The organism is Enterococcus gilvus ATCC BAA-350, assembly GCF_000407545.1.
Classification (GTDB): Bacteria; Bacillota; Bacilli; order Lactobacillales; family Enterococcaceae; genus Enterococcus_A; species Enterococcus_A gilvus.
This window is the reverse complement of sequence record NZ_ASWH01000002.1, coordinates 530461-546427: the sequence shown is the minus strand read 5'-3', so window position 1 is coordinate 546427 and position 15967 is coordinate 530461. Positions and strand designations below refer to the sequence as shown.

Sequence of the window (15967 nt, the reverse complement as noted above, 5' to 3'; positions counted from 1 at the left end):
ACTTAGTGATGAAGCTTCGCTAAGTCTGTTTTTAAAAGAGAGAGGTCAAGAGAATGGAAATTACTACGAAAAAATTGGATGCGTACATTGAGGTCCTTCAACCAGAAATCAACGAATACATCAATCGGTTAGATAAGGAAAAAGTTGTTGAGGCATGTAAAATCATTTCTGAATCAAAAAGAAACCACGGACGAGTTCATATTACAGGTGTAGGAAAACCAAGTCATGTAGCAGAATATATTGCAGCATTGAATTCTTCAGTAGGAACACCTACGTATTATTTGGATACAACAGAAGCAATTCATGGATCAGCTGGGCAGGTTGTTCCTGGAGATGTTGTTATCGCGATCTCCAATAGCGGTCAGACGGAAGAGCTGAAGCGAACGGTTGAATCATTAAAACGATTGGATGCAAAAATTATCGGCGTTAGTGGTGGCGAGAATTCTTGGTTAAAAACGCACTCTACAGTATTTTTGTTAGCCGGCGTTAAGCAAGAAGGAGACGATTTGAACAAACCACCAAGAATCTCGATTTTAGCTGAAATTATTGTTTTGCAATGTTTGTCTATCTTACTGCAACAGGAAGAGCAATTGGATTTAGATAAATATTATCAGTGGCATCCCGGCGGGGCGTTGGGGGCATCTATTAAAGAGTTGAAAGAAGTGGACTCAAAATGAAAATAAAAGGGATTATCACAGCGATGGTCACGCCATTGTCAGAAAATGGAATCAATGAAAAAGCAACGCGGAAATTGGTCAACAAATTGATAGACAGTGGCATCCACGGGTTATTTATTTTAGGCACCAATGGAGAATTTTATGCCTTGAGTGAGGAAGAAAAGCTCGAGTTAGTGAAAATAGTGGTGGATGAGGTTGATGGTCGAGTGCCGGTATTTGCAGGTTCTGGAGGGATTTCGACAGAAGCAGTAATCAAATTGACCAATCAATTTGCAGCACTTGGAGTAGACGCCGTATCTGTCATAACGCCTTATTTGATCAAAGTAAGTGATGACGAATTAATTCAGCACTATAAAAAAATCGCCGAGAATACGAACCTGCCGATCATTCTCTATAATATTCCAGCCAATACAAAAATTTCAATCAGTGAAGCTGTCTTCAAAGAGTTGGTAAAAATACCTGAAATCATCGGAATAAAGGACAGCAGCGGTCAAATCGATACAGTCAAAATGTATTTAACGTTGAGTGAACGAGATGATTTTTCAGTTTTAGTTGGGTCAGATTCCTTAATTCTTACGGCTCTGAAAGCAGGAGTAGATGGTGCTGTTGCTGCAACCTCAAACGTTCTAACAAAAACAGATCTAGGAATTTATCACGCGTTTCAAAATAATGAGCTCGAAAAAGCAAAAATTCTACAAGAAAGTATTAATGATTTTCGTAGAATTCTAAAATTAGCTACAATTCCGAGTGTTTTGAAATACAGTCTGGAGTTAACAGGAATACCTGTAGGAAGTCCTAAACGTCCAGTTTGCGATGTGCCGGTAACATTTGACTCCGAGATTCGAACTACACTGGCCCAATACAAAGAAATAGAAGGGATGAACGATTTATCATGAAAAAAATAGCGACACTAACGAGAATCAATGAAGAAAAATTGATGGCGATCATTCGGGTAGAAACGATCGAGCGAGCCGAAGAAATTGTTGATGGATGCCTCGAAGGAGGGGTTTCATGCTTAGAAATCAGCTACACGAATCAAAACGCCGGAACCATTATTGAACAGCTAAAGGACCGTTACCAAGAAAAAGTGGTCATTGGTGCGGGAACAGTACTTGACAGTGAGACAGCTCGTCACGCAATATTGAAAGGTGCGGAATTTATTATTGCACCAAACTTCAGCCATGCGGTCGCGAAACTGTGTAATCGATACCAGATTCCATATATGCCGGGTTGCACATCCATGACGGAAATTGTCGAAGCGCTTGAAGCTGGAGCAGATATGGTCAAAGCCTTTCCTACATCCTCCTTTGTCGGTCCCAAAGTAGTAGCCACGATCAAAACACCGATGCCCTATGTTCCTGTGCTCTCCTCAGGTGGCGTAACCACAGAAAATGTTGCGGAGTGGCTGCATTCAGGGGTAGATTGTATGGGCGTAGGAACCCTATTGTCTAAAGGAAGTAAAACAGAAATAGCAGAGAATGCTCGTTTATTGCGGAAAAAGGTAACTGAAAGTTTGAACTAAGCAAGAACAGGAGGAAACGAGATGCAAAAAGTTGATCAACGAACACGTCAGATTTTACTCAAGCTGATTGAAAAACCGATTATCTCTTCTAAAAATTTATCCACCCATTTGAAGCTGACGAAAGTTCAAATTGATTATGTCATTACGAAAGTGAATGAATTGTTAGCTGAAGAAACGCTTCCTCCTGTTTGGTTTGATGGAAACTATTTTCACTTATCCGATGACAGTCGTCTATTTTTAGTTGAATTTTTCTCGAATGATCAGATTTATCGTCAATATGAGATGGATATTGACGAACGAAAAAAATACATTTACCTCATGCTTTTTTATCATACTGATGAGTATCTGTCAGTAAATCACTTTTTAGAGGTGCTAGATATAGGGAAGACGACCTTCATAAACGATCTGAAAAAAGTAGAAAAAGAATTGGAATCTATCTCGATCCAAATAAACTATGATCGTAAGAATGGGTATACTTTGTCAGGAGACGAGTCCCTTCTGCGGTATCATCTTATGAAACTAGTGCTGGAAGATTTACGATCGGATAATGGTAGCTTCTTGTGGGACTACTTTCTATTTAACGAAAGCTCAATTGAAAAAGAACAAACCTTTCGCCAGATTTCTGATGAGCTCGATCGCTACTCGATTTCATTAGTTGAAAACCGCCTTCTTGAATTTAGTTATATGCTGATTTTTTTGTTGCCCCGTCTAAACAAAGAATGGGCAGAATTTTATGACAACTATAGCTTTCAAACTTTTTATCAAATGAAAGAATATGCTTTCTCTGTGAGTTTATTAAAAAAATTTTCAATCGAGAATAAGTACGCTGTCTTGTATATTTGTGGTTGGATGCTGGGAATGGCGATTGGAGATGCATCGGAAAAGACACCAGATTATTCCATCATCAATGAACTTGTTGAACGCATCTTTGATCGATTTGAACAATTGTCTGGTATTCGCTTTAAGGAGAAAAGTAACGTAAGAAAGCAGCTGTATAGCCATTTTCGGCCCGCTTATTATCGCCTGTTTTTTCATCTGCCAATTATCAATCCATTAAACAAGAAAATTATTCAAGAATATCCTGACTTGTTTCAGATCGTTAGAGAAACAATGAAACCAATCGAAAATTTATTTGGTACACGGATTCCAGATGAAGAGATATCTTTTTTAACTATCCATTTCGCTTCATTGATCAATGACAACGATGAGTATCAGGTAAAACGAAAGGTTGGAATCATTGTATGTCCGAATGGCATTGGCAGCTCTGCTATTATCTACAATGAATTAAAAAATTTATTTCCTGAAATGATTTTTATAGGACCCATAGAAACCAATGAAATTTATAAAAAGAAGCAAGACTATGATATGATTTTTACTACGGTTCCAAATATACGTCTGTTTTCATTAAAAAAACCAGTTTATACGGTCAATCCTATCATGTCCATCGATGAGAAATATAGTTTGGTTCAAGAAATTCAAAATAGTACAAGAAATCTATCAAGTGATTATCAATTTGAGGAGCTTATGAGCATCATAAGCAAGTATACGAAGATAGAAGACGAAGCTGTGCTGAGAAAGGAACTTGTTCGACATTTAAGACAGCCGAAAATCAATCACGCAAAACACAAATTGAATGAGAAATCAGAAATAACAGATTTACGGTTATCTGATATTCTTTCACCAGATTACATACAGTTAGGACTTGCAACGAATAGTTGGGAAGAAGCATTTTATGTTGCTGCCACTCCATTGATCGAAGCAGACATCGTTAGTCGTCGGTACATTGATAAAATCATTCAGACGACTTATGAAGAAGGACCCTATATGGTGATTTCTGATCATGTCGCTTTGCCTCACGCTCGACCAGAGGACGGAGTAAAAAAAGTGGGGTTAGGAATAACGGTGTTAAAAAAACCAATAAAAATATTAGGCCTGACACCGATGAAATATATCTTTACATTGGCTGCTGTGGACAATAAAAAACACTTATCAGCGTTAGCTGAACTTGTTTCATTGATTGATCAGCCCGAATTTTTCAAAATGCTTGATCACGCTTCTTCAAGTAACGATGCATACCAATGGATTAAAAAATATATTTACCCATAGTCTTAAAAAGCAGCTTTCAACACAGGATACCAGGATAGAATTTATTTTAACTAATTTGTTTATAAAATGGCCTTTTTTATAATAATCTCTCTCATCTAGAATCAAATATTTCCCAATTTTTTCAGAGTTTAGTATGATTGTTTTACAATTAGGGGGAAAGTTATGAAGAGAAAGTCAGAGCTATGGGGGAAACTGATCATAAGCTGGATCATTGTCATTGTTTTGTTATTTATTATTCCTGCGGTCATTCCCAAGAGCTTGCCAGTTGCTGGGAAATTGGTGATTCAAAATACGATCATGCTGATTGCTACGTATCTTTTAGGGAAATATTTGTTGAAAATTCGTCCGAAGTTCTTTTCTGGCAAACGATTTTTATCACAGATCATCGTGGTGCTTCCTGTTCTTTTATATTTAGCGGTCATGGTGTTTGGGACAATGGTCAATCTGTCTAAGAGTCAGGGGAATGTGGCGTCGATCGTTCTTAGTTCCGCGATTTTGGGGCTGTTTGCTGCATTATTTGAGGAACTTTATTTCCGAGTGGTCATGCAAACAACGATTTTTCGTTCTTATACGGGCAGTCAAGCGATTTACATGTCTGTGATCGTAACCAGTGTCCTGTTTTCCTTGAGTCATTTGATCGTGAACTATTCACCGGGAGATGCTTCCGGCGTATTGATGCAGACGGTCTCTACCTTCGGCTCAGGATTATACATGGGCGCGTTGTTTTTACGGACAAGAAACATCATCTGGCCGTTATTGCTTCATGGTGTCAATGATTTCACGAGTATTGCTGCGTCTGGAGGCAGCATCGCACCGACGAGTTCCACAGGTGGCGGAGGTATACTGGTACAACTGTTAACGACCGTCGTATTTATCTTAGTGGCGTTATTTATTTTACGAAAAAGCAAGCACGCAGAGATTCTTGATCAGTTCAGTGAGAATGCGGGCTAATAGAGAAGGCGATAGTCTCAGAGACTGTCGCTTTTTTGTTGTTTAAAAACGTTAATGAGGCCCCTTACTTGTTCACTTTATTGCAAGCGATTTCTTTGTTTTATTCGAGGGATTTTTGCATAATAGAAGAAAATTTAAGTAGGGAGGTTAAGAAAAATGTCAACGATGGTATTTGCCAATTACCCAGTGAAAGATGTCCAGGCCTCAACGGAATTTTATACGAAATTAGGGTTCACAAAAGTAGAGGAAATGTCGAATGAGAATTCCAGTTCTATGCGATGGGACGACAATTTTTGGATCATGCTGTTGAGCCATGAGTTTTACGGGCTGTTCCTTAAAAACAAAGAAATTGCGGATGTCAGAAGTCAAAGCGGTGCATTGACTGCGTTCTCTGTCGAAAGTCCTGAAGTGGTGAAAAAGATCGCGGATGCAGCGAAAGCGAACGGCGGCGATTATTTTGCGGTAGACATGGGAATCCCAGAAGATCAAATGTTTAGTCTAGAGATCACGGATCTCGATGGCAACCAGTTTGAACCTGTTTGGATGGAGATGTAAGGGCACCGTTAAAGTCACGGCTTTTTAGGAAGTCGTGACTTTTTTCGCATAGGCACACGAGTGAATACCTAGTAAAAATGAGAAGGAAGAACCACTACCGCTTCTTTTTAAAAGAGAAATTATGAGAAACGAAATTTCAATTTTGCAAATCGTCGCTTTATTGGTTGAAATACCTTATTTTTTTTACTTTATTCGGCGAAAGGATAAAAATACGAGTGTTTTGTTACCCTTTTTTTTATTTATTTACTATGATGCTAGCAATGAAAGAATGAATGAACGATTAGACAGGATCGAAAAAAGGGATGGATACATGTAATGGAACGAAAAGATTTTTTTGAAAGCTTATTTGATCGGAAGACCTTTTACCAGCGCCGCATGCTGTTATTACTGAATTCGACGAACGGTCGGTGGGTGTCTAGCGAATGGCTTGGGGATCAATTGGGACTGAGTAAGCGCACGACCTTAAATACGATCAATGATCTGGCGAATCAAGTCGCAGTGTTTCGGCCGGATCAATTCACATTTGAACTCTCGAAAAGTCGAGGGGTCTCGTTGAATGTAGAAAATGACGCAGACATCTATGAATTGATCACATTCATAGTGAAGCAATGCGCAACAGTCGGTATGCTGGAGTCGCTGCTGACGGAGGAATTTGAGAGCGTCAAAAGTTACGCGATGCGTCACTTCATCAGTGAGTCGACCGTTCGCAGAGATTTAAACAAGATCCAAGAACTGTTGGCAAATTATTCCATAGAAATTGGTCGGGAGCGTGCGAAGCTGCTGGGGGAAGAACATCAGATCCGTATGTTTATGGGAATCTTTTATTGGAGCGTCTACCGAGGAAGTTCTTGGCCCTTCAAGTATGTCGATGAACGCCTGATGGAAACGTTCGTTGAGGATTTGCTCAACAACGAAGCAACTGTTTATCCGAAGATTCCGCTAGGGCATAAGAAACAAATGGCGTATCTATTTGCGGAAGCGACGATCCGCACGCGAAAAGGAAACTTTGTTCAGATGACCCCAGCGTTTGCGAAGTCGCTGAAGCAAAGCTTTTTATATCCTTGTTTTGAAAGAAGAATCGGAGAGCTTCACGGAATCGTCAACGACAAGCATTCAGAGATTCCGTTCTTTTTTGCCGCATGGCTGGTGCTCCCGGAAACGATGGACATTTTAAAAAAGGAGATTTTGGCCCGTTCATTGGCGAAACTGGCAGATGAAAAAGGACCGATCTATTTAGCCACTGATCTCATGATGACACGGTTTCAAGAGGTCTTTCGTCCGATCGAGGAAGAGGAACAGGTTCGATTTCGAGCTTATGTCACAGGAAGTCATTATTTTGCCTACTATTTTAAAGGCTTCAACACGGACGTTACGGGCAACACGTATCGGCATACTTTTTTTAAACGGTACCCGAAGCTCGTTGCGAAGACGAGGCGTTTTATCACGGATCTCTATAGGGAATCTCGCAACCCTATTTTTTTAGAAGTGGATTATTTGCTGATTAGTTATTTGAGAAATATCTTCTTTTTAGACGAGCCTTGCCAGTATGAAGTGCCGATCCATGTCATGATCGAAAGTGACATGTCTGGTCTTTTAATGGAAAAATTCATCCAGCAAATCAATGGCTATTTTAGCTACCTCTACAATTTAAAATTCCATGACGTGTTCGACTGTCACGAGCTGCCGGTGGATGTTCTGCTGACGACGGGCAACATGGCAGAACTCTGCAGGGTCTATCCTGACGCGGAAACAGTCGTCGTTTCTAAAGCATTGTCTATCGTGGATATGTCTCGGATCAATGACGTGTTAGAGGGAGTTTCGGTCAAGAAATACGGGGATGATTGTTGAAACTTTCAAAAATGATTCTGAAAAAGCGCGTTTTTTGAAAATAACAGGTGCAATTATTTGTTATAACAGTCAATGGCGCTAGTTATCAAAAAGTAAGGGAGTTAAAGAAGATGACAAACAAAAAACGGGTAGATAAATGGGTCTATGGATTTATGACCTTTTTGATCTTATTAAATTCATTGACGCCTTTAACGTCGTTGGCTGAAGAAAGAGAATCTCCTTTGCTGAAGTTGGAGAATGTTTCCAAAGGTCAATCAGAGACTCAATTAGAGCTGACGCTTCAAACAACGGAGACAACAGATAAAACACCTGTGAAGATCCGCTCGTCACAAGCAATTATTGATCACGCGGAACTTGAACAGAATGGACAGACGACTGCACTGACTGTTGAAAATGCTCAGCAGATCGAGATACCAACTGCGGCAAGCGGAAAAGGTATTGTGCACTTGTCGTTGAAGCAAGAGCGTTTGAAGGACCTTCAGCAAGTGGACTTCAGTTACCAGGAGCAGACAGTCAGCTATCAATTTCCAAAAACAGACACAAGTACGTCCGCCTCTTCAACGAGTGCTTCAAGCGACGCACCTGAAGCCAGCAGTGCAGACGACTCAAGCACAAGCAGCACAGTGCCTCCTGCAACTACGACTACCTCAACAAGCGAGACGGCCCAAAGTACACAGCCGTCTGCTTCATCTGAACCAAAAAAATCAGATAAAAAAGCCGCCAAAGCAGAAGACGGAACGGACATTCGGACGTATTTTCCCGGAGGAAGCGGGACGATTTTGACAGGGTCAAACCTCGTTTATCTTGACGATGACGGAAATATCATCGAGCCGCCAGTGCCAGCGAACACGCATGTGCGGATTTATTATGCTTGGAGTATCCCAGAGGAGGTTCGCAGCCAGATCAAGGCGGGGGACTATTTCGATTTCAAGCTGCCGGAAGAACTGCGTCCGTCGAAACCTCTCAACGGGGAATTGAAAAATGCGGATGGCGAAGTATACGCCACCTATACCGTTGATCAAGACGGCAATGTTCGCTTTACCTTTACGGAGGAAGTCGAAAACCAAAGCGATATTAATGGAAGCTTTTATTTTGATGCACAATTTGACCAGGAGCACATCGATGGACCGGGAGACATCACGATTCATTATCCTGTGGAGGATGATATTCCGCCAGTCGATGTAGAAATTCGTCCAGATACAGAAACTTCGATCGATAAGAAAGGGCATTTTGATCGTACCCCCAATCCTAACAACGTGGAATGGACCGTCGATGTCAATCAGTCGATGGAGCATTTAACAGATCCGAACGTTACAGAAAACTGGCCTGAGGGGATCAACTACAAATCGGTCAAGGTCTACGAACTGGTCATGAATCTAGACGGGACAGTAAAGGAAGTCGGTCGTGAGCTAAATCCGAGTGACTATACCGTAGATGCAAATGGGAATGTCACAGTCAAAGGCGATACGAACAAAGCTTACCGACTCGTGTATCAAACCGCGATTGATGACTCAGCCAAGCCGGAAAACGGCGGCAAAGTCAGCTTTACGAATCACGCGACCTTGTCGGATAAAAATGACCCTGATGGGATCGACGCGAAGGCTACAGTGACAACAAATTACGGCAAACCCGTGGAAAAAAGTATGACGGGCTACGACCCTAATGGACAAACCTTCAATTGGGAGATCAAGTACAACTACGGAGAGAAGCATCTTTCTAAAGATCAAGCAACGATCACAGATACCATCAGTAAGAACATGGACTTGGTGGACGCCTCCGTGAAACTTTACCCGATCACTTTTGATGCGCAGGGACATGAGACAAAAGGCGCACCGTTAGAAGAAGGAAAAGACTACGAATTGGTTCCAAATCCCGATGGTCACGGTTTTAAAATAAACTTTTTGCACGACATCGACCAAGCAATCATCGTGGATTACCAAACAAAGGTCAATGGTATTGTCACAGATCCGACCCAAGTGGATAACAGTGTTGCTACTGGGACGGGAGATACAGGGATTGATTCAGGGACAGCTCAGCAACAAAACGTCATTAAAAATTTGACGGATGTGGATTACGCGACACGTAAAGCGGGCTGGCAGATTGCTATCAATAAAAATCATTATTACATGGGAAATTTGGAGCTGACAGATACGTATTCACCGACTCCGGGATTAACGATGTCCATGAAGGCAGATGGAAAAACGCCCGATCTTGAAATTCGCGACGTGACTGGCAATAAAGTGTTGGAGCCTGGCAAAGACTATACGCTTGAATTGACCAAAAATGCGGCAGGGGAAGAGACCGGCTTCAAGATCGTCTTTCTTAACTCGTACAATCCGACAAGTTCTGAATTTGTGATCAATTATCACACAGACTTTGATGTGTCATTGTTGGACCCCAACAGCCCAGACAAGGACCGCTTTAAAAATAATATGGCGGCTGATTGGAAAGACAAGTCTGGGAACGACCATCATTCAGATGGCAGCCACGACTTTAAACCCAACGATCCCTATCAATTGAACGCGCAAAAAAGCGGGCAATACAACGCACAAACGAAAGAGATCACTTGGACGATCGCTGTTAATTTAAGCGGGAACCCTTTGAAAGAAGCGCAATTAGTCGATCAGATCCTTAAAAATCAGGCGTATGTAGCAGGTTCAGTGAACGTGTATGAAGCAGAAGTCAAAAAGGATGGATCGGTAGAAAAGAAACAACCGGAAACCTCTGTCAATCAGGACATGAAGACACTCGATGAACCCAGTGAGAAAAACGATCAAACCTTAACGATCGATTTTCCAGAAAACGTGGCGACGACCTATTTGATCGAGTTTAAAACCTCCGTCGCCGGAAAAATCATCGAAGGCTCGAATAAGTATGACAATGTTGCGCAGTATGAAAACGATCATGATGAGCGAGATGTGACTGGAGAAGTCAGCGTAAAAAATGGCGGAAAGTATGTTCAAAAGTCTGGTGAGCAGGATAGCAAGAACCCCGATTACGTTGACTGGAAAGCCGTGATCAATCCTTCGCAGTCCACATTGAGCGATGTGGTGATCAAAGACGAACCCACGGAAAATCAAGTCATTGACCAATCGTCAATCAAGCTTTACGAAACAACTGTTGCCATTGACGGAACGGTCACGCCAAACTATGACAAGCCACTGACCTTGAATGAAGATTATCAGGTGGCGCTGACAACGGACAATCTGACAGGCAAGCAGGTGTTGACGATCACGATGCTTCATAAGATCGACACCGCCTATCAATTGGAATACAAGAGCTACATCACCTCAAGTGCCAGCGGCAGCAAGGACACCGTCTCAAATAAAATAACTGTCACTGGAGACAACGAACAGACAATCTCTGGCGGAGACGGGGAAGACGTGACGGTCGAGGTGGACCACAGCGGCGGCTCTGCGAATGGGAAAAAAGGCAAGCTGACGATCCAGAAAACAGAAGCCGATGAGAAAACAAAACTGACTGGGGCGAAATTCCAGTTATGGAACACAACCAAAACGCAAATGCTGCGTGAAGGCGAAGTCGACAGTAATGGACAATTGACATTCGGCAGTCTGCCTTATGGTGAATACTTGTTGATCGAGACGCACGCACCAGAAGGCTTCACGATTTCAGATGAACTCGTCGACGGCCGCAGAATCACGATCAATGAAAAAACGTCTGCAGAAAAAGCAGCGCCATTAACGATTCCCAATGAGCGCTACAAGGTGATCCTACAAAAAACAGACGCGAACGGACAACCGATCAAGCTGGGAAATGGCATCACGGCAGGTGCACGTTTTAAACTAGAGCGATTAGATCCATTGGCGCCAAACGGTTCTTTATGGGACCCGGTAGCCTTAAATCCAGATCGTACGAATAGTGACGGGGTTCTCGAAATCGACAGCCTGCCGCTAGGATTTTATCGGATGACAGAGATCGAAGCACCCACTGGGTATATGATCAACACCGCGCCGAAATACTTCCTAGTGTATCGCAACAGTCGGCAACAGGTGCCGCTGAATAAATTTGATTATCCAAACTATCAAGGCAGTGCCGAATTGATCAAAAAAGACAGTGAAGGCAATCCTTTAGCAGGTGCCGAATTTGATGTGATCGATAGCAATGGCAAAAAAGTCAATCAGCAGCCGTTGGTTTCACAAGCGGATGGGAAAGTGACAGCGACAGGCTTAGCACCAGGAGATTACAAGTTTGTCGAAACCAAAGCACCTTCAGGATATATCCTCAATTCCACCGAGGTACCCTTTACCATCGCCTCTGGTGCTCAAGACAAACCGAAAACCGTGACCACACAGCCAGATGGCAGCCCATTAGAGCTAACAAATGAGAAGGGCGCTGTCGAATTTGTGAAGAAAGACAACGCTGGCCGTTCGTTGGCAGGTGCCGAGTTTGATCTATTAGACTCAAAAGGCGACAAGGTCAATCAGACACCGCTCACCTCGGACGAGCAAGGGAAAGTTCATGTGGATCATTTAGCGCCCGGCGCATACACATTTGTGGAAACGAAGGCCCCTGAAGGATATGTATTGAATGAGAAAAAACGAAGCTTCACGATCGATGCCGCCCATAAAGGGAAGGTCCCAGTCATCGAATTATCAGATTTTATCAATTACAAGGGCGGTTTCCAACTCGTCAAACGCAATACGGATGGCGACGGCTTAGCAGGCGCCGAATTTACTCTTTATGACAAAGATAAAAAACCACTAAACAAAACAGCCGTCAGCGATAAAAACGGGAAAGTGACCTTCAAGGATCTAGCTCCCGGCAGTTATTATTATCAAGAAACCAAAGCGCCAACTGTGACAGAAGGTTCTGATTATGTCATCAATCCGGCGTTGATCCAAGTGACGGTCACTGATCGTGCATACGGTGAACCGGAGATTCAACAAGAAGGCGACTTCCAAAATTTCCGTGGACGAGCACAGATCACGAAAGTCGGAGAAGGCGGATCGATCGCTGGTGCGGAATTTGAACTGTATCACATCGTCAACGGCGACCAAAAGCTTGTACGGACGATCACTGTACCAGAAAATGGTCTTTTGAATATCTCAGGGTTAGGTGCAGGAGAGTATCTCGTCAAAGAAGTAAAACCAGCACCGGGATACATTCTGAATCAGCAGCCGATCTACTTTGTCGTCAAGGAAAATGCGGATCAAGACCCGAACATCGACAACCTTGATTTCAAGAATTACGAATCAGGGGTCATCGGACGTAAAGTCGACGATCAGAAAAAGGCGCTGAAGGACGCAGCCTATCAAGTCTATCGGGCCAACGATCAAAATCAGCCGCAAGGAGATCCGCTTCCTGTGAAGGATCGCGAAGGCGCCGAGTATCCTGACAACACGATTTCTTCAGACAAAAAAGGGGAGATTTACTTCCAAGGCTTAAGTCAAGGACATTACGTGATCGTTGAGACCAAAGCGCCTAAAGGCTACATTTTGGATACGACGCCGCATCCTTTCGATATAACTGGACAATTAGGAAAACCTGATAAAGTCAATTTGGGCGATTTCGTAAACGAAAAGGGTTCTGTCTCATTGACTAAAAGGAACGATCATGGACAGGTTCTTGCGGGAGCCGAATTTGAAATTCAAGACAATAAAGGAAAAACACAAACGGTCTTGAACGAAGCAGGAAAGGAAACAGAAAAGCTTGTTTCTAACAAAGAAGGCAAGGTCGTTGCGACAGGATTGGTTCCTGGCAGCTACCAGCTCGTTGAAACGAAAGCACCAGAAAATTACGTGCTCAATGAAGCAAAAATCACCTTTACTGTTCCGACAAAAACGCAAGGCAAGCCAAAAACGATCACTTTAGCAGACGTTATCAATTATCAGGGGTCAGTCAAATTACAAAAGGTTTCTTCATCTAATGCTGCTCTAGCAGGTGCTGTTTTCACGCTGCAACACGACAATGGCAAACAAGTCGGAGAATACACCTCTAACAAGCAGGGGCAACTCTCAGTAGACCGTTTGGCGCCGGGAGCCTATTACTTTACGGAGAAAAAGGCACCCACTGGGTATGCCCTCAGCAAGGAGAAACGCTGATTTACTATTGCCTCTTCAGAAAAAAACAAACCGGCAACCATAGATTTAGGAAAATTTGTAAACACAGAATCGCCGAAAGCACCCGACGTTCCCAAATCATCCAATAAACCAACGACCTCCGAAACAGCAAGCGGAAGTTATCCGAAGACAAATGACACACGAAATCCGTGGCTTCTTGTCGCAGGTGTGGGAATCGTGTTAATCGCGGGAATTCTATATTACAGAAAACGAAAGCATTAATAAGAACGACCTAGAGCAGTGACAGGGCTTTAGGCCGTTTTCCTATTGCGGAAACAATGAAAACGTTATACCTTTGATGGAAGGAGTAAGAAAATGCGAGAGGATGAGTGGATGAAAAAAAGGATTTTTTTTGACTTGGACGGGACCTTGTGTCGAGGCTACGGTTTGGAGCTGGAGACAGAAATAATCGAAGCCATTGAGCACTTGCGAGAAACGGGTGTCCAGCCGGTCATCGCGACAGGGCGCAGCTATTATGAAGTCAAACCTATTTTGCAGGCATTGCAGGTCAACGATTATATTTTATCAGATGGGTGTTACGCTTTTTTTAATGGAAAGGAGATCGTGAACGAGACGTTTTCTTCGTCTGAAATTGAAGCGATTCTTTCGGTCGCGGCTGAAATGGGTGTCGCCGCCGGTTATTTTAACCAGCAAGGGTATGCTGTCACAGAAATGACAGAAGAAGTAACCGAACATGGCGCTCTTCTAGGTCAGAAAAATGTTCCGATCGCTCCAACGTTTTATCAAACGCAGCCTGTCAATTTTATGAACCTGTATATGGACAGTAAAAAAGAAGATCAAGTGACGGGAAAACTAGAGAGGATAGCTGATCGTATTCGCTTCTCTCCTTTAGCGGTCAGCCTTTTGCCAAAAAATAGTTCTAAGGGAACGGCGATCAAGAAAGTCTTAGATCACTGCGCCACCTCAGAATCAGTGACCTATGCCTTTGGAGATAACGACAATGACCTGACGATGTTCCAATTAGTGGATCATAGCGTCGCCATGAAGCAAGCGACGGAGGGCTTAAAACAACAAGCAACCTACATTGCGAAATCTGAGCAAGGCGTGATCGAAGGATTGAAACATTACGGCTTGATCTCGTAGAAAAATTGCGACGTTTACGGCTTCTATGGTATGCTTCTTAGTGAACTGGAAAATTGGAGCTAGGGTTCCGCTCAAGCGAGGACTGCGACCGAGGGCTTCATCTTTTACCAATGTAAAAGGCACCTATTGATATAAAAAATCCGAGGGGAAAGGTTCAGTGTATTTGTGATGCACTGACGTTTCTCCTTTTTTTTGTGTTGACGACTCGTCTAGGCATCCAACTACGACAAATTTATTTTGGAGGGACGAGAGGGATATGAAGAAAGTAGTATTTTTTGATTTAGACGGGACGTTATGTTCAGGAGGAAGTCTGCAAGTGGAGCCAGAGGTCTTAACGGCTTTTGAGGTGTTGAGAAAAACCGAGGTTCTGCCGATTATCGCGACTGGACGCAGCTATTATGAAGTCGCAGAGCTGCTGGATCTACTGAAGGTAGAACACTATATTTTATCCAATGGCTGCTTTATTCGTTTCGGAGAGAAAATCCTTCAAAACGTGGGATTTACCCCACAGGAAATAGAGGCTATTTTGGCGATTGCAAGTGAGAATCAGATTGCCGCCGGTTATTTTAATCAAAAGGGATTTGCGGTGAGCCAGCTTTCGGAGGTGGTGGAGGCGCACGTGTCCTACATGGGGATCACGGATGTTCCCATTGCGCCGAGGTTCTATCAACAAAACTTCGTCAATTTTATGAATCTGTATTTAAGTGAGGAAGCAGAAGAACGCATTTACCCAAAAATCAAACACCTAGCAGACGTTGTCCGATTTGCCCCATTGGCGATCGATGTGCTGCCAAAAAAGGTCTCAAAGGGAACTGCGATTCAACGCCTGCTAAAGGAGCTGTCTAGCACGGAGCTGGAAATTTATGCTTTTGGCGATCAAATGAATGACCACAGTATGTTTGAACTGGCGGATTACAGCGTCGCCATGAAGCAAGGGTCATCGGCATTAAAACAACAAGCAACCTATGTCGCCAAAACAGAAAAAGGCGTACTCGAAGGTCTGAAGCACTATCATTTGCTTCCTTAAAGATACTAAAGTGTGAGAAGGGAATGAGACTTTAGGCGGATGCCCTTATATTAAGAATTCGTTAAGCTGAATGTATTCAATATGAGGGAGTGGGAAA

The 15967-nt window shown here is 42.9% G+C and carries 11 protein-coding genes; all 11 read left to right on the top strand.

Annotation, left to right across the window (positions count from 1 at the left end; genetic code table 11):
* The first annotated feature begins 53 nt into the window (after positions 1–53).
* The 11 genes from I592_RS17640 (at position 54) to I592_RS17590 (ending at position 15870) form a co-directional block, all read left to right on the top strand.
* Complete coding sequence (locus I592_RS17640; protein ID WP_010779216.1) at positions 54–677, top strand: SIS domain-containing protein; 624 nt, start codon at positions 54–56, stop codon at positions 675–677.
* Positions 674–1573 carry a 4-hydroxy-tetrahydrodipicolinate synthase gene (gene dapA, locus I592_RS17635; protein ID WP_010779217.1) on the top strand — a complete coding sequence of 300 codons (900 nt, stop codon included), beginning with the start codon at positions 674–676 and terminating at the stop codon, positions 1571–1573. Before I592_RS17640 ends, dapA begins: the two co-directional genes overlap by 4 nt.
* Positions 1570–2199, top strand: a complete 630-nt coding sequence (locus tag I592_RS17630) for a bifunctional 2-keto-4-hydroxyglutarate aldolase/2-keto-3-deoxy-6-phosphogluconate aldolase (RefSeq protein ID WP_010779218.1) — start codon at positions 1570–1572, stop codon at positions 2197–2199. Before dapA ends, I592_RS17630 begins: the two co-directional genes overlap by 4 nt.
* A 21-nt stretch (positions 2200–2220) precedes the next feature.
* The gene (locus tag I592_RS17625) at positions 2221–4305 is read left to right on the top strand and encodes a BglG family transcription antiterminator (protein WP_010779219.1); all 2085 of its coding nucleotides are present in this window, start codon (positions 2221–2223) and stop codon (positions 4303–4305) included.
* 162 nt (positions 4306–4467) lie between these two features.
* Positions 4468–5256 (top strand): CPBP family intramembrane glutamic endopeptidase, encoded by a 789-nt coding sequence (locus I592_RS17620; RefSeq protein WP_010779220.1) that lies wholly within the window; start codon positions 4468–4470, stop codon positions 5254–5256.
* A 156-nt stretch (positions 5257–5412) separates the two neighbouring features.
* Positions 5413–5811 (top strand): VOC family protein, encoded by a 399-nt coding sequence (locus I592_RS17615; protein WP_010779221.1) that lies wholly within the window; start codon positions 5413–5415, stop codon positions 5809–5811.
* Positions 5812–6126: 315 nt separating this feature from the next.
* Positions 6127–7659, top strand: coding sequence for an AcpB/EbpR/MafR family transcriptional regulator (locus tag I592_RS17605; RefSeq protein ID WP_010779222.1), 1533 nt, complete (start codon positions 6127–6129; stop codon positions 7657–7659).
* A gap of 110 nt (positions 7660–7769) precedes the next feature.
* Positions 7770–13721, top strand: coding sequence for a SpaA isopeptide-forming pilin-related protein (locus I592_RS17600; RefSeq protein WP_010779223.1), 5952 nt, complete (start codon positions 7770–7772; stop codon positions 13719–13721).
* A gap of 6 nt (positions 13722–13727) precedes the next feature.
* On the top strand, positions 13728–13961 hold the full coding sequence (locus I592_RS22215; protein ID WP_341853252.1) for an LPXTG cell wall anchor domain-containing protein: 234 nt from the start codon (positions 13728–13730) through the stop codon (positions 13959–13961).
* Positions 13962–14072: 111 nt separating this feature from the next.
* Positions 14073–14843: a Cof-type HAD-IIB family hydrolase gene (locus I592_RS17595; protein ID WP_044926872.1), complete on the top strand. Its 771-nt coding sequence runs from the start codon at positions 14073–14075 to the stop codon at positions 14841–14843.
* 256 nt (positions 14844–15099) lie between these two features.
* A complete protein-coding gene (locus tag I592_RS17590) occupies positions 15100–15870 on the top strand; it encodes a Cof-type HAD-IIB family hydrolase (RefSeq protein ID WP_010779225.1) in 771 nt (256 codons plus the stop codon).
* Positions 15871–15967 lie beyond the last annotated feature (97 nt).